At 41.6% G+C, this 20,906-nt stretch carries 21 protein-coding genes; 10 read left to right on the top strand and 11 right to left on the bottom strand.

What is annotated here, in order from left to right:
• Positions 1-70 precede the first annotated feature (70 nt).
• The 7 genes from F8R90_RS02690 to F8R90_RS02720 form a co-directional block, all read right to left on the bottom strand.
• Entirely contained in the window at positions 71-904 is an 834-nt protein-coding gene (locus F8R90_RS02690; protein ID WP_196509403.1) for an O-methyltransferase, read from the bottom strand.
• Between the two features lie 4 nt (positions 905-908).
• Positions 909-2,138, bottom strand: a complete 1,230-nt coding sequence (locus F8R90_RS02695; RefSeq protein ID WP_196509406.1) for a sedoheptulose 7-phosphate cyclase — start codon at positions 2,136-2,138, stop codon at positions 909-911.
• Between the two features lie 340 nt (positions 2,139-2,478).
• A complete protein-coding gene (locus F8R90_RS02700) occupies positions 2,479-2,625 on the bottom strand; it encodes a hypothetical protein (protein ID WP_196509409.1) in 147 nt (48 codons plus the stop codon).
• Positions 2,626-3,279: 654 nt separating this feature from the next.
• On the bottom strand, positions 3,280-4,911 hold the full coding sequence (locus F8R90_RS02705; RefSeq protein ID WP_196509413.1) for a CocE/NonD family hydrolase: 1,632 nt from the start codon (positions 4,909-4,911) through the stop codon (positions 3,280-3,282).
• 133 nt (positions 4,912-5,044) lie between these two features.
• Positions 5,045-5,791, bottom strand: coding sequence for a phycoerythrobilin:ferredoxin oxidoreductase (locus F8R90_RS02710; RefSeq protein WP_196509416.1), 747 nt, complete (start codon positions 5,789-5,791; stop codon positions 5,045-5,047).
• Positions 5,792-5,845: 54 nt separating this feature from the next.
• Positions 5,846-6,580 carry a 15,16-dihydrobiliverdin:ferredoxin oxidoreductase gene (locus F8R90_RS02715; protein WP_190899867.1) on the bottom strand — a complete coding sequence of 245 codons (735 nt, stop codon included), beginning with the start codon at positions 6,578-6,580 and terminating at the stop codon, positions 5,846-5,848.
• Between the two features lie 129 nt (positions 6,581-6,709).
• Positions 6,710-7,285 carry a phycobiliprotein lyase gene (locus tag F8R90_RS02720; RefSeq protein ID WP_196509419.1) on the bottom strand — a complete coding sequence of 192 codons (576 nt, stop codon included), beginning with the start codon at positions 7,283-7,285 and terminating at the stop codon, positions 6,710-6,712.
• 117 nt (positions 7,286-7,402) lie between these two features.
• On the opposite strand from F8R90_RS02720, the gene F8R90_RS02725 reads away from it, so the two are divergent.
• Entirely contained in the window at positions 7,403-8,266 is an 864-nt protein-coding gene (locus tag F8R90_RS02725) for a pentapeptide repeat-containing protein (protein ID WP_196509422.1), read from the top strand.
• 120 nt (positions 8,267-8,386) lie between these two features.
• Here the strand turns inward: F8R90_RS02725 and F8R90_RS02730 are convergent, their stop codons facing one another.
• Positions 8,387-8,587, bottom strand: a complete 201-nt coding sequence (locus tag F8R90_RS02730) for a hypothetical protein (RefSeq protein ID WP_196509424.1) — start codon at positions 8,585-8,587, stop codon at positions 8,387-8,389.
• Positions 8,588-8,733: 146 nt separating this feature from the next.
• Positions 8,734-9,396, bottom strand: a complete 663-nt coding sequence (locus F8R90_RS02735; RefSeq protein ID WP_196509425.1) for a HEAT repeat domain-containing protein — start codon at positions 9,394-9,396, stop codon at positions 8,734-8,736.
• 101 nt (positions 9,397-9,497) lie between these two features.
• On the opposite strand from F8R90_RS02735, the gene F8R90_RS02740 reads away from it, so the two are divergent.
• The 8 genes from F8R90_RS02740 (at position 9,498) to F8R90_RS02775 (ending at position 17,844) form a co-directional block, all read left to right on the top strand.
• Positions 9,498-10,118 (top strand): phycobilisome protein, encoded by a 621-nt coding sequence (locus tag F8R90_RS02740; RefSeq protein ID WP_230966061.1) that lies wholly within the window; start codon positions 9,498-9,500, stop codon positions 10,116-10,118.
• 445 nt (positions 10,119-10,563) lie between these two features.
• A complete protein-coding gene (locus tag F8R90_RS02745) occupies positions 10,564-11,427 on the top strand; it encodes a phycobilisome linker polypeptide (protein WP_190899874.1) in 864 nt (287 codons plus the stop codon).
• A gap of 390 nt (positions 11,428-11,817) precedes the next feature.
• Complete coding sequence (locus F8R90_RS02750; RefSeq protein WP_196509427.1) at positions 11,818-12,576, top strand: phycobilisome rod-core linker polypeptide; 759 nt, start codon at positions 11,818-11,820, stop codon at positions 12,574-12,576.
• Positions 12,577-12,741: 165 nt separating this feature from the next.
• Positions 12,742-13,278, top strand: a complete 537-nt coding sequence (locus tag F8R90_RS02755; RefSeq protein ID WP_196509429.1) for a phycobiliprotein lyase — start codon at positions 12,742-12,744, stop codon at positions 13,276-13,278.
• Between the two features lie 59 nt (positions 13,279-13,337).
• A complete protein-coding gene (locus F8R90_RS02760) occupies positions 13,338-13,967 on the top strand; it encodes a chromophore lyase CpcT/CpeT (RefSeq protein ID WP_196509431.1) in 630 nt (209 codons plus the stop codon).
• The gene (locus tag F8R90_RS02765) at positions 13,961-14,299 is read left to right on the top strand and encodes a CpeR family transcriptional regulator (protein WP_196509433.1); all 339 of its coding nucleotides are present in this window, start codon (positions 13,961-13,963) and stop codon (positions 14,297-14,299) included. The genes F8R90_RS02760 and F8R90_RS02765 overlap by 7 nt, the downstream gene beginning before the upstream one ends.
• Positions 14,300-14,855: 556 nt before the next feature.
• Positions 14,856-15,863, top strand: coding sequence for a phycobilisome rod-core linker polypeptide (locus tag F8R90_RS02770; protein ID WP_196509435.1), 1,008 nt, complete (start codon positions 14,856-14,858; stop codon positions 15,861-15,863).
• A 139-nt stretch (positions 15,864-16,002) separates the two neighbouring features.
• Positions 16,003-17,844, top strand: coding sequence for a tetratricopeptide repeat protein (locus tag F8R90_RS02775; RefSeq protein ID WP_196509437.1), 1,842 nt, complete (start codon positions 16,003-16,005; stop codon positions 17,842-17,844).
• 185 nt (positions 17,845-18,029) lie between these two features.
• Here the strand turns inward: F8R90_RS02775 and F8R90_RS02780 are convergent, their stop codons facing one another.
• Together F8R90_RS02780 and F8R90_RS02785 are read right to left on the bottom strand one after the other, a co-directional pair.
• A complete protein-coding gene (locus F8R90_RS02780; protein ID WP_196509439.1) occupies positions 18,030-18,173 on the bottom strand; it encodes a hypothetical protein in 144 nt (47 codons plus the stop codon).
• A 123-nt stretch (positions 18,174-18,296) separates the two neighbouring features.
• On the bottom strand, positions 18,297-20,207 hold the full coding sequence (locus F8R90_RS02785) for an ATP-binding protein (protein WP_196509441.1): 1,911 nt from the start codon (positions 20,205-20,207) through the stop codon (positions 18,297-18,299).
• A gap of 306 nt (positions 20,208-20,513) precedes the next feature.
• Here F8R90_RS02785 and F8R90_RS02790 point away from each other — a divergent pair, with 306 nt between their 5' ends.
• Positions 20,514-20,717 (top strand): hypothetical protein, encoded by a 204-nt coding sequence (locus F8R90_RS02790; protein WP_196509443.1) that lies wholly within the window; start codon positions 20,514-20,516, stop codon positions 20,715-20,717.
• The last annotated feature ends 189 nt before the right edge of the window (positions 20,718-20,906 follow it).

Raw genomic sequence — 20,906 nt, forward strand, 5'->3', positions numbered from 1 at the left:
GGGGGCAGGGGGCAGAGGGCAGGGGGAGAAAGAATTTGTCCCCTTGTGCCCTTTTCCCCTTGTCTCCTGATTACGCCACGCGTCTAATCAGGGTGACACCATCTCGTATGGGTAACAGAACTTGCTCTACACGAGGATCGGCGGCGACAACACGGTTGAACTGAGCGATCGCTTCACCATTGGCGGTGCGTTGTTCGGGTGGTAGGTATACTTGTCCCTGCAACAAAGTGTTATCCACGCAGATTAACCCGTCAGGAGCCAGCAAGCCACTATCCAAGATGGTCTGGAAGTACTCTACATACTCCTTTTTATCCGCATCGATGAATATCAGATCAAATGATTCTTTTCTTGCTGCGAGCTTGTGGATTGTCTCTAAAGCAGGCGCTACTTCCACAACGATTTTGTTACCGTGGGGAGACTCACTAAAGCAAGCTTGAGCAAATTGAGCTACATAGGAGTCAACTTCACAACCTATGAGTTGCCCATCGCTTGGTAGTGCCTCTGCCATTGCCAAGGCTGAATATCCTGTGAACATTCCTACTTCTAGAATGCGCTTTGCCTTGGTCATGTGAACAAACATTTTCAATGTCTGTCCTTCCAGATGTCCTGACAGCATCTCTTGTTCTAGTTGACGCACTGTTTCACCATCGCTGAAACGTTTGCTCCAGTCTTCTTTACTGGTTTTTTGTGCCAATGCTGTCAATGCACTCGATTCCGGGGTGGTGTAATCATCCAGATAGGGATCTAAACCTGCGGCTAATTGAACTCCCTGACGCAGAGAATCTAATATCTCTACGGGAATGTTGCTCTCTTCTGCTAATTTGAGGGTTTGCTGTAGCTGGGCTACTAAGATGCTGTGTGGCGTTATTGGTCTAGCTGTTTCTCGTCCTAAAACACTCGTCATGTCTTCACACTCCCAATAGCTTGGCTTCTTGACTTTCAATGTATGCGTCAACGCCTTCTCCGCCACGAGGGTATCTAGCACAAAGACGTTTATGTTCAGCTAAGGCAGCATCTAGTTCTTCACGAGTCAGATCGTTGACAAAGAAGCACTCACCAATCGGACAAGGCATGGCTGCACGTAGTTTGCCATCTCGTGTCAAGCTTATAGACTGGGTTGCATCCCACAATAAATCCCCATCTAGTAGAGGATGATCGAGTGATAAACCTATACGACTCATCAAGTTTAGGATGCGATCGCGCTCTTGAGTTGGAATATAGCCCCGTTGTGCTGCAATAGTTGCAGACAAAGCCATATCTATATTGACCGCGTGACCATGATATAGGGGTACGCGAGGCGCTAATTCTAGGGTAGGACTCCAAGTGTGACCGTAAGCAATGACGCGATCGAGGTCTATTTCATGCAAGTTTGGAGTCTCTAACTCCAACATGGTTTTGATTGCCTCGTAGTTGAGTTTATGGGCAATCTCTTTGAGTTCCGGTGTCCCATTCACATGTCCAAAGTGAGTGGAAAGCAGTTCTTCGCCATATTCGTATAACAGTTCAAAGACTTCAGAGTTAGAAACTACAGCAATTTTGACTAACTCTGCCATCCCATTACGAACTTGAGCCGTTGGCAAAGTTTTCAAGAATGAGAAATCGAGGATCACTTTCAAAGGTGCATGATATGCTCCCAAGCGATTTTTCAACTTGCGATGATTAACTGCTACCTTAATCGCTACACCTGCATCGATTAAACCAATCAATGTGGTAGGAATGCGAATATAGTTACTCTTGCGACGGTAAGAAGCGCAAGCAAACCCAGCTACATCAGTAATTAGACCACCACCGACGACTAAGACTGGTTCCTTACGAACTAAGCCAAAGTCCGAAAAAGCGTCAACAATTTTCTCAAAGCTTGCAAGGGTTTTAGCTGGCTCTGTAATAATGATGGGAAATACTGTGAGATCAATGTCATAGTGTCTAAAATATGACTTTATCTGCTTTCCATAAAGTTCATAAACATTCGCATCAATTACAGTCAGACAACGACCAAATTTCGCATAGCTTTCTGCAATTTCTCTATTTTTAATATCAAATGCACCGTTCACATAGACAAGGCTAAAATCGATTTTTTCGTAACCTTGCACGTGAAATGCAGCTTCCGTAGCTTCAAAGGATGCTTGAACTTTATTCATGTCTGTTGACCTTTATTTATTGCAACTAAAAAATTGGCAGATTTCGGTAATGATTCCGATTTACCCTAATGCACATCAGCAACAAATTATGCTTTTTATCGTTTTAGATTCAAAGTCATGACAAAATTAGCTTTCAAAAAAAGCTAACACTTATTGCTGACTGGCAATGTTTTTAAACAACACCATTCATTTGAGTAAATTCTGTATGTGGGTTAACCTTTAATTCGGCTTAACCTCAAACTAGTCAACTAGTCTCACTAGCAATATATTGGTATATTACTTGCCTATATCTTCCGAGATTGTTGACTTTAAATTTGGGAAATTCATCTTAAATTAAGATTTATTCCACTATGTTTAAGTCTAATGGCTTTCCAACTGTACGATTCCGCAAAACTTCTACTCTAGAAAACTGCTCGTATCGTTGATCTCCAAGCTTCAATTTGAGATTAGAACCCTGATTAATCGTTAGTTCGCTGTTCTTTTGCATTAGTATCAAACCTTATATCACTAAAATCGCTACATTCTATTTGCTTCAAAATGAAAGTAGAATCCCTCTTTCATTCAGTCAAGTCAATGCCCAGTATTCAACATACCTACCTCAGTAATTCTTGAAAACTCAGAGAATTTAGATATATCTGAGTTACTAGTAACAAAACTTTAGATTTTATTAAGGAATGGTTGGGTGTTAAAAAATTTCTAAGTTTGCTTGAACTGGCTTTAAAGTTCTAAATTAAGTTATTTTAGCTTAAACTAGCAAATAATTCTCTGGTTAGTAACTTAAAAGCACAACACAAATCATAACACTAGAACTATACAAATCATAACATAAGTAAATGAATTTAAGTCAATCCACCATGCGAAGTGTATTGAGTAAGCAGGTATTTTTAATAAAATATGTCTAAAGATAGATATATATACTAGTCATATTTAGGGGACTTACCAGTAATAAAATGCCCCACCGTCGGTGAAAACCCTCTCTTGCGAAAGTACCGAAATATAACAGAGTAAGATTCTTTGAGGGGGTTTCTGGCTACCGCTTGCCGTTTTTTCATTGGTGTCGGGGTTTCATCTTTTGGTAGTTTCTGTTTTAGCTCTCGATTCCAAAGCTTTTGCCACAATAAACTTACCGAATTGACCTTTTTTAGGTTCTATAGCTGGAAAGGTTAGGTAATACAACCTGAGAATTACCCTCACCTCCACAATTCACAGTCAACGTGATAATTTCGGCATCTCGTAAATTGTCGCTACTTATGACTGCACCGTTTCCAGAATTCATCGCATAGGCTGGAAAGCACGCCGCACTTAAACTTAGACGCAAGGCGTTACCTTTAGTAATTCGCGCACAAGTCGGTTGCAGTTGAATTTTTGTGGAGACATTACTTGCACCATCTCTACAATGTACATAACCTTGGGTCAAATTATACACGCGCCCATCAGGATAGACTTCTGATAGCACCGCACACAAATCATAGCTAGGTTGGTCGGCTGTACATGAGATTTTTGCCATCACATCTCCTGCCAAATGTAAATTTTCTACCAAAGGTTCACTAGTGTAAGTTAAGACATCGGAACGGCAATCAATATGCGATCGCTCAAATACACCCGCAGGAATTGCTGCATGACCACCCACAGATGGAACTGGCCGCCAAGGATCATGAACTAATACATCTGAGGACATGGGGCATGGGGCATTGGAAAGGGTTCCAGAGTCTTCACGGATGCCGGCAAGTCCAGTTGTTGACAAAAAATAGAATTTATGGGTTGGTGTAGGTAAATTGGGGAAAGTGCGCCAGATATTACTTCCCATCTCAAATAGGCAAACAGGCGATTCCTGAAGCAATCCTGTCTCTACACCTTTGAGAAACTGATCAAACCAGCGGACTTGCATCTGATCTACCGGACTCGCCGCTTTGATACCAAAGTCAATTTCACCAACTTTGCGACCCCAAGGCAAATGCGCCCAAGGCCCGACTAACAAATGTTGAGGTGTATTGCTACGAGCTGCCATATCCTTATATAAATGCAAAGTGCCGCGCAGGTAGGTGTCAAACCATCCTCCGATGTGGAACATGGGCAAATCAACAGCTTGCAAGTGCTGCTTAGGCGAAAGTTTTTCCCAGTATGCATCTGCTTGGGAATGTGTCAGCCACTCATGATAAAAGGAATCAGGGGCAAGTTGCTGGAGAGTTTCTGGATTAGTCAAAGGCAGATTCCGAGAAGCGGCAAATAAGGCTTGATAGGCTGTTTTATCCCCTCGCAAACGGGCGTTTTCTGTAGCTAATTGAATTGCCCAAGCGAGATTAGTTTGTAAACAGAATGCATCTCCTTCATAAGCCCAATCTGTGTACAAATCATAGCCAATCATCGCAGGGCAAATTGCTGTCAGGGCACTGGGCTGATTAACTGCGGCATATAGCTGAGTCATTCCTTGATAAGAAAAACCATACATGCCAACTTTGCCGTTGCTAGAAGGTAGACTTGCTGCCCAATTTACAGCATCTTCGCCATCTGTAATTTCGTGAGTAAATAGCTGGAATTCGCCTTCAGAAGTGCCACGTCCTCGGACATCCTGAATTACTATGATGTAGCCGTGGGAAGCATACCAAGTAGGATGGGCATAGACAACAGTAGATGCGATCGCTCGTCCGTAGGGTTGTCGCATCAATAATACAGGAAACTCACCATCACCATCGGGGCGATAGATGTCTGCATCCAAGCGGACTCCATCGCGTGTTTGCATGGAGGCGGTTTGTTTAGGAAGGACTTTGAGCATAGAACAAGATCGGGGGAATTTCAAAAACAGGTAAACTATGTAGCGATCGCTGTTGCTTGGGCACTACTCGGATAAGCGTTTTTTCCTCCCCTGCTCCCCTCACCAGATCAATTTCTTAACCAAGCAGTATTGTTTAGTTGATAGCTGTTAATTTTCTCTCTAGGTCAAATAAAAAGCCGTGGATATATTCCTCAGTCCATTCGGCACCATAGAAGCGTTTGAACATCCCTCGTGCTGGGTCTTTTTCAGCCCGATATCGTAGGTATCGCAGTTGGGCTTGCTCAATGGCTGCTAAATTTTGGGAATCTGTTACAGCTTCTGCCTGCTCGACGAAATCCAGATAAGCTTTCAAATAGTCTTTAAAAGCGTCAAACACCTGAGTTTCTACTACAGTCGTTTCTTGGGGACGAGTCCACAGAAAAGCCGGAGAGAAAAAAGGTTGAGCTTCTTCTGGAAAATCTCCTCCCCAAGATAGATGCTGTTGATGGCTGTGGAAAATGGGCAGAATTGGCTCAGTATATTTTGCCTGATATGCTGGATCATCCCGAAATAAAGGCTGCATATCCAAAGCAATTAGATGTCCTCCTGGCAATGTCACCAAATCTGCCCCAAAAAACGGTAAATCGTAGTTGAGGCGGGGGAAAATCACAAAATTCAGCACTTGCAGCGAATTGCCACCCTGTACGTGAGCTGCACGAATTTGCCGCAATTTTGCGGTTTGAAAAGCATAACTAGTAGTTACAACCTCTTCCTGATTTTTGCCCTTGCCCACAACTGCGCTCTTAGACTCAAACCCAGTGGGAATAGGATAGGGTTGTAAATCCAAGCGCGATCGCATGTAGGCGATCGCATAATCGAGAAACGGTTGATAGAGTGTCACGTCGCTTCGCTCCGAATTAAAAATTCAAAATTAAAAAACTTCTGCCTCCTGCCTTCATCTTTTGCTGGCACCGACTGCTAGGGGAACAGCATCTTCAAATAAGAATTCATGGAGAAAGCGCTCTGCCCATTCATGACCAAAGTAACTGCTAAACAAACCAGATGCTGGATCGCGGTCTGCACTATATTGGTCATAGTCTTTTTGGGCTTTGACAATCCGTTGGATATCTTCAGGATCTTGGAGCGGTTTTGCATCTGCTAACATTTGCCAATACAAGTTTAAATAATCCTGAAACGCTTCAAAGACTCGCGTTGCTACTGTTTCCGGGTCAGTTTTGGCAAACAATAAATACTTAGAAAAATACTGATTGGCATCGTAAAACTTCATTTCTAAGTTTTGCGCCAAATCAGGGTATTTATCATGAAGAGATTTCAGCGGAACTATATATTTTTTTTGATATTCTTCATCCTGAAATAAAGGCTGAAAGTCAAGCACAATCAGATTTTTGACTTTACCAAAGGATAAAAAATCAATCCCTAACAGAGGTAGATCGTAGCCATGACTAGGATAAACCACGCTGTTAAAAATTTGGGCACTCTCCCCGGCATCAATGTAGGTATAACGGATTTTCCGCAACTCTTGACATTGGTAACACCAACTGCGAATAGTTGCTGGGTTTCTGCCGCGATCGCTAACTTTGAATTCCAAACCAGGGGGAATGACCCTACTTTGTAAATCAAACCGCTGAAATAGCTCTTTTTCTAAAAATTCCAGGAAAGGCTTATACATGGAGCATGATTTGTTAACCCTTGCATGAAAATAAGTGATGACAATCATGCACGTCTCATTTATGAGAAACAAAGCAACATTCCTTAATAGGTATGGGAAAACTATTCCCTATTCCGTATTCTCTGTTTCCTACCTAGCATGATTCCGACTGATCATTTGCTCCAGCAGTTCTTGGGAAACACAACGACGCTCAGAACAATAAGTCATCAAGTTGACTCCGTTCATCATTCGTACCGTACTCACCCTGACACGAAAATCATCCGTAACAAACCAACAACGTTCCTGGCCTTGATTATTGTCATAGTCAGTATCAATCGTCAGCACTCCATCATCGGCAAACTGATATCGGCTCACAACCGGAATGCTCTCAACATAGCCTTGGTTGCGGATCAGTTTTCCAGAACGCCCTGTTTCATTGGGAACATCAACCAAAATGGCAGCATTATCGGTATTAGGTAACCTGGTGTCTAAATTAGCCTGCCATGCAAAACTAGCACCGCCTGTTGCTTTATTAGGGTCTATCCCTTGCGCTGTACAGACTTCTTGGACTTTAGGATCATCCTTTTCCATGACTTTAATGATCAAATTCGACTCCCCCGACTCATCTGCCGCCGAGTCAAAATGATGAACGGAGCGTTCCGTAAACCATGTTCCCTCACTTTTACGGAAGAAGTCGATCATTGTCAAGGGCGGTATTAGATACATCTGTTTTGAAACCTCGTTTTATCAAAATTTTGGCGTTATTGAATACTGAGTGATGAGATGAAGTCCCGATTTAGCTAAAGTGTAGATTAACTCCAAAAGTTATATTTTAATCAGCTGATGACAAATACTGAAATTCAACTTATTACTAGCGATCCCTACGGCAATGGCTTTGCCGAACGCCCCAGTCCAACTCCAGAAATCTTAACAGCCCTGAAAAAAGGAATCCCTCTGGATGGGGTCGATTTGTACCAATTCAATCTAAGGGAAGTCGATTTAGGACAAGCTAACTTGAGCAAAGCCAAGCTACTAGGAGCCAACCTCAGTGAGGTAGTGTTGAGTAATGCCGATTTAAGTGGGGCAGATTTGCGAGGCGCTAATCTGCAAGGAGCCGATTTGAGTGGGGCTAATTTGCAGGGAGCCTATTTAAACCGTGCTAACCTCCAACAAGCAAATCTCAGTGGTGCAAATTTGGAGGGAGCTAAACTCCAAGTAGCGCGTTATGATGCACATACAAAATGGCCCCAAGAATATAACTACAAAGCTTCAGGAGCGGTGGGGCCGGGTGCTAATCTCAATGGTGCTTTTCTCAATACAGCTTCTTTACGAAACGCAGATTTACAAGGTGCTAATCTGCGTGGAGCCTACTTGAGTGGCGCTGACTTGACAGGAGCTAATTTGCAAGGTGCGGCTTTGAGCGGCGCTGACTTGACGAAAGCTTATTTGACAGGGGCTTGCTTGCGGAATGCGCGATTGACTGGAGCCGATTTGCGGAATACAGACCTGCGAGCAACTGACCTCAAGGACGCAGAGATGGAGCATCTTCAAAGTATTGCTGGGGCAGATTTTACTCTTGCTCAAGGACTCACAGAAGCAACTAAAGCTATGCTTTCCAGCCGTCCATATTCAGAACTCGACGTTTGGAATGCCTACACCCGCACAACAACTCGTGAGAGTTTGAGTTCTTTACCGTGCCAATTTTAGATTTTAGATGCAGACTACGCTTCTTGTCGGCGAAAGAAATCCAAAATTCAAGTTGGGCTGGAAGCGCACCAAAGGTGACCCAAAATCCAAAATTGTTTGATCTGATGTTCTGTAGGGAGTTTACAACGGCTGCCAGTTCTTTTTCAGGAGCGCTAAAAATGTAGCGTATCCTTCGGAAAAACCGGGCGGATCAGGTAGAACATATTCTGGAAATTCTTTATACGATCGCCAGGGTTCTGAAGCATTATGCCGCAAATGTAAAGCACATTCTGAGGAACCTGGTAATCGCCAAGTCATTTGGCCAGTTGGTATATCAGTCACAAATGTCTCCTAATCTCGAAAAAGTTGATCTTTTCTTCCAGATTTTGGCAGATTAGCCGGATATTTTGGTCAAATTTAAGGTAAAATAATATATTGGCTGTTGTGAAAAGAAGTTTTATTACAATATTCCAAATAAGCTCATACCGCTATTGTGGCAACAAGTCTTCTAAAGCAGATCCAACAACTCGGTGATCCTCATCTTGTCTGAGTTGGTTCAGCGCTGCTTTGGCTTCCGGCTCATTAAATCGTTTGAGGGCATAGCTAACTCGCACGCGCATCCGCCAAGATTTATCATTCACTAACATTAGTATTTGGGATAATGCCGCAGCATGTTGGGCAGAATCAGCTAGTAAGCCGAGTGCATCAACAGAAGATTCCTGAACTGTGAAATCTTCATCTTTTAAACCCTGAACGCAGATGTCAAATAGTTCTTCAGGGCAATCCATTTCAGCGATCGCAGCCAAAATGCTCCGCTTAACTAGCCAGTGGTCATCCTGATAAAATGCCACAACTAGGTGAGAAACTGCGACTCTGCCAAATAACGATAAAGAATTTGCCGCCTCAGCTCGCACGTTGGGGGTATCATCGAATTTCATAATTTGCATCAAAGCAGCAAAGGATTCCGCTGATTGTTGGTTACCCAAACCCCTGGCTACAAATGAACGCACCAAAAATTCTGAGTCATGAAGTTTACTTGTTAGCAGAGGAACTGCAACTTCTGATTCATAATTATTGAGGGCTGCGATCGCCTTTAGCCGATAGTGAAAATCTGGGTTCTTCAGTTCAGCTTGGATTTTATGGATTTCCATAGGTGCATTTGGTAGAGCTATTCTTTACTTTATTTTACAGATGTCAAAAAATAGCGATCGCATTCTCAGAAGATTGAACCAAGGGCATTAGGCATTGCTTTATGTCATTCCCCTCACTTCCTACTCCCCGCTACCCACCAATGACTCAATTAAGCGAAACCGTCAAAGAATTAATCACTAAAGCTAGAATTGTCAGCTTTGCTGAGTGGGAACAATCCCATTCAAAAGCAGGAATCGCCATATTCCAAACTGCGGATGATGCCCGCTACTATTTGAGCGACGAAGATTTATTGCAGATTAAAACCTTGTCACCCGATAATTCAGCCTTGATTCCTGTTGCTCAGTTGTTACGCGATCGCGCCGCCGAAATTGTGGATGAAGCTAGAGAGCAGGTTTTAGCAATCTATCCTGAAATTACCCAACCTGGAGGTGGACTTTATCCGCCTGAACGCGCCCAAGCTTGCTGGCGAGATTTTTGGCATTTTCTCCGTTGTATTACCTATGGCATAGCAGGTGGGCACGCTGAGTATACCAATCCCACAGGACTGCACTATATGAATTTGCTCTATCAAGAATTACAAGTTCCAATAGAAGCAATGGTCTTAGGCTTAAAAAGCATCAAGGCTGCTAGTTTGAAACGCTGCCAAGCCAATCAGCAGGAAACTCTTGCTCCCTATTTTGACCACTTAATTATCCAACTAGCTACTTTCCAAATTCAGTAAGTAAGTGGGCGTGAATAATCAAATTGGCTCGTAGTAAGCGCTAGAACCGTTTACTACGAGCTAATTTAATTAATTTTACATTGCGTAACATAGTTTGATTTATTCTTGCCCACTTACCAAGATAAACTTCCGTAACTCGGCACTATTAATACTCTTGGTCAAGGTAAAACACAATATCATCACTTGTATTCCAATCGCAAATCAGATACTAAAAAAAAGCTGAAATTTCTCTAAACTATTATTTAACTTAACAAATTTTAATACATATGGCTTCGGCATCGTATCAGAATGTGTAAAGGCAAACGATGTAAAAACTTAAATCATCAAGACTAATAAGGATTAAAAGTCGCAATGGCCTCTCCTTTGTCACAAAGATGTAAAGTTTTTTAACATCTGCTGAATATTCTTCTCATAAAATTTAGTTGTTAACTGGGAGATAGTTTGAATGGCTTTTGGACCAGCATCACGATTAGGGGTTGCTCTGTTTGAAGATACCGATCCCATTGATCTGTGGCCAAGTCGCTCTAATGAGGAAGTTGAAACCGTAATTAGATCCGTCTACAAGCAAGTTCTAGGCAATGCTTATGTAATGGAGAGCGAACGGCTTACCGTTCCTGAATCCCAACTCAAAGGGCGTGAAATTAGCGTCCGCGAGTTTGTGCGTCAAGTCGGAAAGTCGGAACTTTACCGATCGCGGTTTTTTGATAGCGTCCCTCGCTATCGGGCGATTGAATTAAATTTCAGACATTTTCTTGGTCGTGCCCCATTGGATCTGGAAGAAACGCGTACACACAGCACTATTCTGGATACAAAAGGTTTTGAAGCTGAGATTGATTCATATCTAGATAGCGACGAATACCAAGAGACCTTTGGCGAAAACATTGTGCCTTATATTCGCGGCTACAAAACCGAAGCTATCCAGGGTTTGGTTCAGTTTACCCACTTGTTTCAATTGGTACGTGGTTCTTCTAGCAGCAGCCTGAAAGGTGACTTAGCCGGTAAACAGCCAAAATTGAATAGTTTGGTAATTCAAAGTACGCCCAGCGTTGTGATTTCACCAGCCAGCAAGGGTGCTGCATTCCGTAACCCAACATCTACTCCTCGCACTCGTCAAGGCGTGGGATCTGGTGAGGGCGGTAAAACCTACCGGGTTGAAGTCACTGGCTACAAAGCAAATGTGGTAAATAACATTTCCAAGTTTCGCCGCAGTAACCAGGTCTATTTCGTACCATACGATCAGCTTTCACAAGAGTATCAACGGATTCACAAGCAAGGCGGTGTGATTGCTAGTATTACTCCTGTCAACTAGACAATCTATCCACAAACTGAGCTTGCGAAAAAGATAAATCAGAAGCTGAGAATGGAGCTATTGCAGACTAGCCCTACTGAAAAAAAATAGAAAATGGGGATTAGAGATTAGAGATTGGGGAAGAATTTCCGCCGTACTCGGTCTCCAGTCACTAATCCTCAGTGTTCATCATTCAGTAAAAGTTAGCCAAAGCGATCGCTGATCTGAAGTTTGATCGATTCCGCTGTCAGTTGTCATATACGAAGATATCTAATCCAGTTTAAAAAACTAAAGTTTTACAAATGCTAGTCAGTAGCAAAAATAACTGACAACTGATGCGAAATTCTACCTCCATAAGGGGTAGGATGCTCAAAAAATTCATTTAATTCACGTTTTTCAGGAGATACTTCAATGTCACTTTGGGTTATTGATTCACCTAATGTTGAGCTGCGTCCCAACACCAGCGAAAGTGAATTACAAACACTGATTCGGGCAGTTTACAAACAGGTTTTAGGCAATGCTCACTTGTTGGAAAGTGAGCGACTAGCTACTGCTGAATCGCAATTGCGCGATCGCAAAATCAGCATCCGTGAATTCGTCAACATCATTGCGAAATCAGAACTCTACCAATCCCTGTTTTTCAACTCTTCATCTCAGTATCGGTTTATTGAACTGAACTTCAAACACCTGCTAGGTCGTCCTCCTGCCGATCAGGCAGAAATTTCCGAACACGTCCGCATCTACAACGAACAGGGCTATGATGCTGAGATCGAATCCTATATCGATAGCGACGAATATCAGCAGAATTTTGGCGAGAATATTGTTCCTTATCCTCGCACTACTAGCTCCCAAATAGGGATTAAGAATGTTAGTTTTAACCGCACCTTTACTTTGCTCAGAGGTGTAGCTAGCAGCGATAGCGATCGCAAAGCCAAGCTAATCAGCGATATAGGTTCAAACTTACCCACATCCATCAAGGCACCCGCCGCTGGTTCTAGTGTCAGCAGCACCAGCAAACGCTTCTTGATTAAGGCGGTTAAAGGTTCAGCTAATCTGCGTACTCGTCTGGGCAACCTCGAATATGTAGTTAATTACAACCAACTGTCTGGGCAAGTGCAAAACATTCATAGAACGGGCGGCAAAATCATCAGTATCACTGAAGTTGCTTAGATTTATCTAAGTAGGAGGCTGGGGACTGGGGAGAGAATAATAACCCAGCACTCAGCACTCCTAAATGCAGTTGTGGTCAAGGAGGCTAGCATATAGACTGGGAGAATAACTTAAAATCCAAGATATATCTTGGATTTTAAGCTACTTTTTAAAATCATTTTTCTAATGGAAATTACTGAATTCTTTGAACTTTCAATTGGACGATGGCGATCGCAGCGTAGCGGTCATCATTTAGCATTCGCCCACTTTGAACAAGTGTTGTCTGACATTAACATTGAGTCTTTATCCACCGATGATCCGGCGGTACTAGCAATCTGTCAATTGTATAACACTGACCCCGGCAGTATCACCCACCCCTTTCGGATGACTTGGGAGGGTGAGTCAGACTGGGACGATAAACCAATCTCTGGCAGTACCGTGCTGGTGCCAATTCCCAATGTCGAAAATCCTTCTAGCGGCAAACTCTTGCGGGACAAGGGATACGCCGAAACAATCCCAGCAGTCGCTAAATATCATCTAAGTGATGATGGGATTTTTACCCTGCTGACAGAGTATGAACTCGCTGCTGCTGAGGAACGCATTTGGTTTGCTAACCCAAATCTGCGATTTCGGGTAGCGACAATTAAAACCAGTGATGGTAAAGGCGTGACAACAGCTTCCTTTTCTTCAGAAATTCGTTCTTTGTCAAGTTCAACCAGTTAGCAAATATCAGGTTAAAACATAAAAGGAATCATCTAGTTTTGTCACTCCTGAGGTTGAATATGACGATAGCGCCCAGTGAATCTAGCACCAACGCTAGCGATTTGCTCACCTTAGCCTGTTGGATGGCAGGAGATTTTAGCAACTACAAACAATCTTTTGCCAATCCGCAACTTTACGCTCACATTCACATTTTTTTTCGTCCTTTACCGATTGAATTTTTTTCTGCCATCGGTTTTTATTCTGAACAAGCATATGACCACGATTTATGGACACCCTATCGCCAGGGAGTACATAGATTAGTCGATTTGGGCGATCGCATTTATATCGAAAATTACAGCTTGAAAGACCCTATGCTTTATGCAGGTGCTGCTCGTGAATTAGATATCCTCAAAACCATCACCCCAGAGAGCATCGAACGGCGTTATCACTGTTCGATGGTTTTCCAACGAGAAGGTGAAATGTTTAGAGGGAGTGTAGAGCCGGGCAATCAATGTCTGATTAAACGCAATGGATGCCAGACATATCTTGTCAGCGAAGTAGAAGTAACCGAGCATACTTGGATAAGTCTAGATAAAGGTATGGATATTGAGACCCACAAGCAAATATGGGGGTCAACTGCTGGCCCTTTGCGGTTTGAAAAACGGGCAAGTTTCGCTGATGAATTACTTGCAGTGAACGCATTATGTTGATTCAGCTTGAGTCTATTAAATCTAAAATGTTACCTCCACAGGCTGAAAAAAAGATGCGCTGCTGGATTCGCAGTCGCCACTTGATTTGTTCGGGTAACTTTTTTATATTCGAGACATTAGAATATACGACCATTGAAAGATTCTCTCAATGTGTCGCTTCTTTAGGAGGAACAGTAATATCCGTTGACCCCATTAATAAAGTCTGGATGGGCGATCATCGCCAAGTAATTTTATATCAGGCAAAAGCCAGTTTACATACGCCTCATCATACTTTGAAACAATACTGGATAAAATACGGTGGTTTCTACACTAGATTTGATGAGCGTCCTTGAGAGTCGCTATTCTGCGGAAATCCTTCCGACAAGAATTGTCTACATTCCAATTCAAAGTTAAGTTTTGAATTTTAAATACTCCTTAAAGGGGTTGACGGCTAATTGTTAATGTTTAATTGCTAATTATTTACAATGATTAGCTGTTACTGATTAACAGTTAGCCGTCTCAGTTTGTTAGAAAATGTAACTAAAAAACTCCCCAAAACTTGATAAATTAATCATGACTGTAAAGGGAATTAGTAAAGCTTAGTCGTTAGTGGTTATTGGTAAAACTAAGCACTAATAACTAATAACTAACAACCATTTAGTATTGTTGGGCAGAAGTAACCAGCCAGATGAGAACAGGTTGAAAGCTATAGGCAAAAGGGTTTTTAGACTTTTGGCTTTTGAGAACCAGTTGTTACTCTACGAGTTCTCCAAAGGAGTACAAGTCTCTTAACCCAACGCACTAGCTCTTTTTGAGTTCTGCGATCGCGTAGCGTCTCGTAAGAGAAGCGGTACTAGCTCCCATTACCTTTAAAAATAACCATTAGTCACTTTTACCGACATTAACCCTATGCAGACTTTCATAGACAACGGAACCAGACAAAGCCAATATCAAGCATTTCCCCAAACCGAACCCATCGAACTGTGGGCTAATGCTTCAATTGATGACATTGAAATTGTAATTCGGGCAGTTTATCGGCAAGTGTTGGGTAATGCCTACATTATGGAAAGTGAGCGGCTGATCGTTCCAGAATCCCAACTCAAACAAGAGATAATCGATGTTCGTGAGTTTGTGCGTCAGGTTGCCAAATCAGAGTTGTATCGCTCCAGATTTTTTGATAACGTTTACCGCTATCGGGCTATTGAACTGAACTTCAAGCACCTGCTCGGCCGCGCTCCCGATGACTACTCTGAGACGATACATCACAGCAACATTCTAGATGAGAAGGGTTTTGAGGCGGATATTGATTCTTATCTTGATAGCGACGAGTATCTAGATGCCTTTGGGGATAATATCGTGCCATATTACCGGGGTTATAAAACTCAAACAGGCAAAAAGATATTGGAATTTAGCAATATGCTGCAATTGCTGCGGAGCAATTCCAGCAGCGATAAGAACCTAGTAACGAATAATAAACCTCAACTGGTGCGATCGCTAATTACCAACACTCCTTATGGTCAATTGAAACCCACGGATGTTAGTGCAATATTTGCTGAAATATTCAAACCCAAGCCAGAAACTGCTGCTCCATTTCATACATTTTTTGCAGTTCCCACAGCAGCCGAACAAGACTTGCGGCAAAAGGTTCAAGAGCAAGATAGCCAGATTGCAACTTTGCAACAACAACTAGCAGACTTAAGACCCTTTGCCAGCATCGGTGCAACAAAATTTAGTAGTAGTTGGCAGACTTCCAGTTACGTAAGCAGCACAGACGAATATACATCTTTGCAACAGCAAGCTGACGCGCAGGCAAAACAGATTGCAGGTTTGCAAGAGCAAGTTGCTGATGCCCGTCGGTCTGCCACAATTGGGGAAGCCCGATTGAATAAGTGGCGCAGTCGCGTTTTTAATGGCTAATTTCTCTACTGTTTAGCTTCGTAGGATGCGTTTAACTGTTGACTGTTGACTGTTAACCGTCAACAGTCATTAGGTAAATGTACAAATTAAATGCGTAACAGCTTAGAATAATCTCATCAAAAGATTCGCAGAAACATAAATGGACTGGATTACCCTACTGCGATCGCTACAGTCTGATTTTATTAAAAGGTTAACATCTGGTTCTCTGCTTCATTGTGAAACAGAAGGTCAACATAGTGAATTAACTATAATCTCTGGAGAGAGATTAAAGGCACTACGGGAATTTTGCTGGTTGATGGCTGAAAAATATAAACGTGTTTCGCCAGTCCGTGACGTTTTTATTAGTTATCTTAAAGGGAAGTTGGGTGAGGAAGTAGTCAAAGAACGTTTAGCTGATTTTATTACCGAAGTCGATTATGAAAAGCGATTCGGCGGCGATGGCAATATAGATTTTACTTTGACTTCTGACCCATCTATTGGTATCGAGGTTAAATCTCGTCACGGTAGTATTGATAGAGTTAGATGGTCAATTAGTTCTGAAGAAGTTGAAAAAAATGCAGTTGTAGTTTGCATTTTGATTCAAGAAGATGTAAGTGAAGCACAATCTGAGTATCACCTTTTCTTAGCTGGCTTTCTGCCAACCCGGATGATTAAGCTGAAAACCGGTAAAATTTCATTTGGTATAGATCAATTATTGTATGGTGGTGGTTTATGGTGCTATTTAGAACAGTTACAATCTTCTATAAATAATTCTTCTAGACAAAAACCATCAACTTACAAATATCTTCCCAAGCAGGAAATTCAATCTAAGCCAACTAATAATCAGTTGAGCAAATCTTATTTTAAACATGAAGTAGAAAACTATTTACAATATCGGAATGAAGATTTAAATATACTTTATGTAAGATTGGGCGATGAATGTTTTGAGAAAGGAGAATACACAAATGCAATCACCAACTATAATCAAGCCGTACAAGGAAAAAATAGCGATATTGATTTATATTATAAACGAGGTTTGGCTCACTATCAAATAGGAGATTATGAAGCTGCGATCGCAGATTATTCTCAGGCAATCCAAATGAATCTTAATGATGCTACATCTTATAATAAACGAGGTTTAGCTCTATATCAAATGGGACGACTAGAAGAAGCGATTAATGATTATACGCAAGCTATTAGAATTAATCCTAATGTTGCTGTAGCCTATAAAAACCGGGCTGAAGCTCGTTCTCATGTCGGAGATAATCAAGGAGCGATTGAAGATTATACCCAGGCTATTAAAATTAACCCTGATTATGCTGATGCTTATAAAAACCGTGGGATAGCTCGTTATTTATTAGGATCTAAACCGGGATTTCCCCAAGCAATTAAGATTAATCCTCAAGATGCGATCGCTTATAAAAAACGGGGCAATGCTCGTTCTGACTTAGGGGATTTGGAAGGAGCAATTGAAGATTACACTCAGGCAATACAGATTAATTCAAATTATGCAGATGCTTATTACAACCGTGGCAATGCTCGTTCTGACTTAGAAGATTTGGAAGGAGCAATTGAAGATTATACTCAAGCAATACAGATTAATTCAAATTATGCAGATGCTTATTACAACCGTGGCAATGCTCGTTCTGACTTAGAAGATTTGGAAGGAGCAATTGAAGATTATACTCAAGCAATACAGATTAATTCAAATTATGCAGATGCTTATTACAACCGTGGCAATGCTCGTTCTGACTTAGAAGATTTGGAAGGAGCAATTGAAGATTATACTCAAGCAATACAGATTAATTCAAATTATGCAGATGCTTATTATAACCGTGGTAATATCCGTTTAGAAACAGCAGATAAGCATGGAGCAATTCAAGATTTTCAAAAAGCAGCAGATATCTATCGTAAAGAAGGTAAGCTAGAAGCGCTTAAAGATACACGAGAAAGAATATTAGATTTAGAAATAGAAGAATCATTAGATATTTTAAACTTCTAAAAAATAGATTAATTCGGATAAATAGTCCATTTCAAAAGACTAAATTGAGTTAGTTAAAGTCAGCCAAAACGGAAATCTTGCATCAGTTCTAACAACAGTCTAGCAATTCATTACTAAACTAATAGCGAAAGTATTTTAAAGAAGACTGAGAAAAGATTTCACTCAATTTCAATGGAATTGGGCTACTAGCCAGGAAATTTATTTCCTGGCGGGCGATGGTGCAATACGGTTCGGTTAAGGGAAGAGACGCGATAAATCGCCGTCTCTACAAAGGACTGATTATTGTAAAGACGGCGATTTATCGCGTCTTTGTGATCTGTAATTTTCATCAAAAAACCTTATCCGAACCGTATTGGGCGATGGTGAAAATTTGACTATTACAAAAATGTGGTAATCACAAAACCTTACATCTCATTCAAACGAGAAAGCAATTAAGCACCTATTTACTTCGCTCACAAAATCGTTCCCGTTTCTTTCAAAAAAACCCGTGTAAATGGTTCATCTTCACCCAAAGTATAATCTTCAATCAACCCTTTGCGACGAATAGAAATATCGTTGCCTTTTCTAATCACCACAGTAGAACCATCGAAAACATCCCGGACTAACATCATCTCAGTTTCGGTGGGATTATCCAAAACTACCATATTGCTACTCCGGTAAAACATGCCCTCTTCATCTAGGATGTCTTCCGCATACTCGGCAATCAGCAAATCAAGTTTTGGATGACGCAGCAAAGTTTGGACATTGCTGTTGTAATCTTTACTTAATACTTTTTTCGCCCGGTTCACAAAAACTGCATCACGACAAACAGCGCCTATTGTCCAGTTGGGATGTTGTAAAAGGATATGGTCAATCGTTACTTGCAGTTCTTCAACTGATATTTTATTAAAGGTAATAATCGGTATCCTAGCATCTGTACCCGACTCAAAAAAGGTTTCTAAAATATGAGAAGGCACATCAACGCTTTCACCAACAGAAGGTTTAAGATGCATTAAAACGCCTGGTGCAGCGTTGATTTCTAAGATAGCAAAGTTGCTGGATTTCCAAGATTCCGAGAGACTTTTGGTGATGACATCAATACCAAGGCAAGTCAGCTGGAAGTGTTGGGCAATATCTTGCGCCAAGATAATATTGTCATCATGAACCGTGTGCGTTGCATCGATGCTCATACCGCCAGCGGAAAGATTGGCAACTTTACGGAGGTAAACAGTGCGCCCCTTCTCAATAACGCTGTCTAATGATAAGCGCTGTTCATCTAAGTAGAGTTCCATCGCTTCATCAATCTGAATTTTACTCATTGGCGAGGTAGGTGTGTCTAGCCGTGCAGGTTTGCGGTTCTCTAGACGGATTAACTCTGCAAGCGTTAAGTAGCCATCACCAACAACCGATGCTGGACGGCGTTCTGTGGCGGCGACAAATCTGCCATCAACACACAACAAGCGAAAATCTGATCCAGAAATACTTTTCTCAACAATTATCCGAGTTAGCTGATCTTCGGGAATCGCTGCCAGCGCCCTATTATAAGCAGATTCCAGTTCTTTTGAGTCTTGCACGTCAGCCGTGACACCAATTCCTTTGTGACCTACCACTGGCTTAACTGCCACTGGATAGCCAATTTTTCTGGCTGTGATCAAGGCTTCCTTTTCAGAGAAGACGATATCACCTTCAGGGACTGGGAAACCCAACGTTTTTAAAAATGCCTTACAGTCATCTTTGCGGGTGGTAAACTCCGAATCTAGATGACTATCACAGTTAAATGTTGTGGCTACCCCCCGGACATGTTTTTTTCCCAAGCCGTATTGCATTAATCCTTCTTCCCACAAATAAAACGCGGGGATACCTTTTTCGTAGGCTGTTCGCAATAGGGCGTAAACCGTGGGGCCACCATAGACAGATGCGCGGAATTTATTTTGCAGCCTCACCAACTGTTCATCAAAGGTAAAATCTTCGTCTTGGGTAATAGCTTCAAACCAATCCCAAACAAAATAAACTACCTCTCTAGTTGTGCGTTCATGTAGTGACTGGACGCTAATCCGCACGAAATCAGGATATGGCTTAACACTCCAACGATTAAGGTGCAAATCCATGTCCAGCTTTCCGACTTCGGATACAACTTGGGCAAAAAGATGAGCATAAGATTCGTAGCTTTGGCTGCCCAGTTGTGGATAGCGATCGCCAATGCTTGCAATATAATCTTCAACAGGCAAAGGCTCTCTAGAGTCAACTAGAGCAAAGTCAAATACTAGCGCCCCTATATCTAAATAGGGGTTGGGCCCAACATAATGCTTGAAGTTGAAAATGTCGAATACATCCGTTCTTCTAGCATTAATGCGGACTAAATCACTGCTTTTTTGTAGAACCATTGATTACGAACCTTTGGCTAAACACCCTGAAATTTAGATACTGAGTTATGGTTACTCAGACTTATTGATTGTAGATTGATTCACATTATTTTTGGAGAGTGATGGCAACAGCCATTGATCTAATCAGAACTAACATTAACTTTAATAGTAACTATTTTCAACTATCTCAAGGCATAATTAAATCACCCCTTCCTCAGCAAAGCCAATTCATCCTCATGAATAGTCAAAGATATAACTTTTGAAGGGTACAAGACTCACCCAATAATTTGTATAAATAAATGTGCGGTATTGAAAAGACAGCAAAGCATGAATAGCACAGAAGCTGCTCTAAGAGATGAAATTCGGCAACTTGCTGAGGAAGCTTTTCACCAAAAGCTGATCTCTGGGCATGGTGATGGCCCGGACATGAATGAGTATCAAATTGTCTACCAAGGTAAACCTAGGCATCTGCCACTAGAACAAGCACGTTTTTTCTTAACTAACTTGCTTTACAGAAGTCGTATTCATTAGGAATTACCATCAAACATTTCATTTACTTGGCTAGAGTTAATACCAGTTATTTAACGATTGCACGATAAATTTTTAATCGGCAATTAGCAAGAACATAGTCAACAATGCCTCTAGAAAATACCTCTAGAGGCAGTTAGTGTTATAGATTTTTTAAGTCAACGAAAATTAATGAGGATAGCTATTTTTATG

The organism is Nostoc sp. NZL, assembly GCF_015714705.1.
GTDB classification, from domain to species: Bacteria; Cyanobacteriota; Cyanobacteriia; order Cyanobacteriales; family Nostocaceae; genus Nostoc; species Nostoc foliaceum_A.

Bases quoted from the DNA above. Each gene is read 5' to 3' on its own strand.
- F8R90_RS02725 (WP_196509422.1), top strand. From the start codon at position 7,403: ATGACAAATACTGAAATTCAACTTATTACTAGCGATCCCTACGGCAAT.
- F8R90_RS02735 (WP_196509425.1), bottom strand. From the start codon at position 9,396: ATGGAAATCCATAAAATCCAAGCTGAACTGAAGAACCCAGATTTTCAC.
- F8R90_RS02765 (WP_196509433.1), top strand. From the start codon at position 13,961: ATGTTGATTCAGCTTGAGTCTATTAAATCTAAAATGTTACCTCCACAG.
- F8R90_RS02770 (WP_196509435.1), top strand. From the start codon at position 14,856: ATGCAGACTTTCATAGACAACGGAACCAGACAAAGCCAATATCAAGCA.
- F8R90_RS02760 (WP_196509431.1), top strand. From the start codon at position 13,338: ATGACGATAGCGCCCAGTGAATCTAGCACCAACGCTAGCGATTTGCTC.
- F8R90_RS02755 (WP_196509429.1), top strand. From the start codon at position 12,742: ATGGAAATTACTGAATTCTTTGAACTTTCAATTGGACGATGGCGATCG.
- F8R90_RS02745 (WP_190899874.1), top strand. From the start codon at position 10,564: ATGGCTTTTGGACCAGCATCACGATTAGGGGTTGCTCTGTTTGAAGAT.
- F8R90_RS02715 (WP_190899867.1), bottom strand. From the start codon at position 6,580: ATGTATAAGCCTTTCCTGGAATTTTTAGAAAAAGAGCTATTTCAGCGG.
- F8R90_RS02700 (WP_196509409.1), bottom strand. From the start codon at position 2,625: ATGCAAAAGAACAGCGAACTAACGATTAATCAGGGTTCTAATCTCAAA.
- F8R90_RS02790 (WP_196509443.1), top strand. From the start codon at position 20,514: ATGAATAGCACAGAAGCTGCTCTAAGAGATGAAATTCGGCAACTTGCT.
- F8R90_RS02750 (WP_196509427.1), top strand. From the start codon at position 11,818: ATGTCACTTTGGGTTATTGATTCACCTAATGTTGAGCTGCGTCCCAAC.
- F8R90_RS02780 (WP_196509439.1), bottom strand. From the start codon at position 18,173: ATGAAAATTACAGATCACAAAGACGCGATAAATCGCCGTCTTTACAAT.
- F8R90_RS02785 (WP_196509441.1), bottom strand. From the start codon at position 20,207: ATGGTTCTACAAAAAAGCAGTGATTTAGTCCGCATTAATGCTAGAAGA.
- F8R90_RS02740 (WP_230966061.1), top strand. From the start codon at position 9,498: ATGTCATTCCCCTCACTTCCTACTCCCCGCTACCCACCAATGACTCAA.
- F8R90_RS02690 (WP_196509403.1), bottom strand. From the start codon at position 904: ATGACGAGTGTTTTAGGACGAGAAACAGCTAGACCAATAACGCCACAC.
- F8R90_RS02695 (WP_196509406.1), bottom strand. From the start codon at position 2,138: ATGAATAAAGTTCAAGCATCCTTTGAAGCTACGGAAGCTGCATTTCAC.
- F8R90_RS02705 (WP_196509413.1), bottom strand. From the start codon at position 4,911: ATGCTCAAAGTCCTTCCTAAACAAACCGCCTCCATGCAAACACGCGAT.
- F8R90_RS02775 (WP_196509437.1), top strand. From the start codon at position 16,003: ATGGACTGGATTACCCTACTGCGATCGCTACAGTCTGATTTTATTAAA.
- F8R90_RS02720 (WP_196509419.1), bottom strand. From the start codon at position 7,285: ATGTATCTAATACCGCCCTTGACAATGATCGACTTCTTCCGTAAAAGT.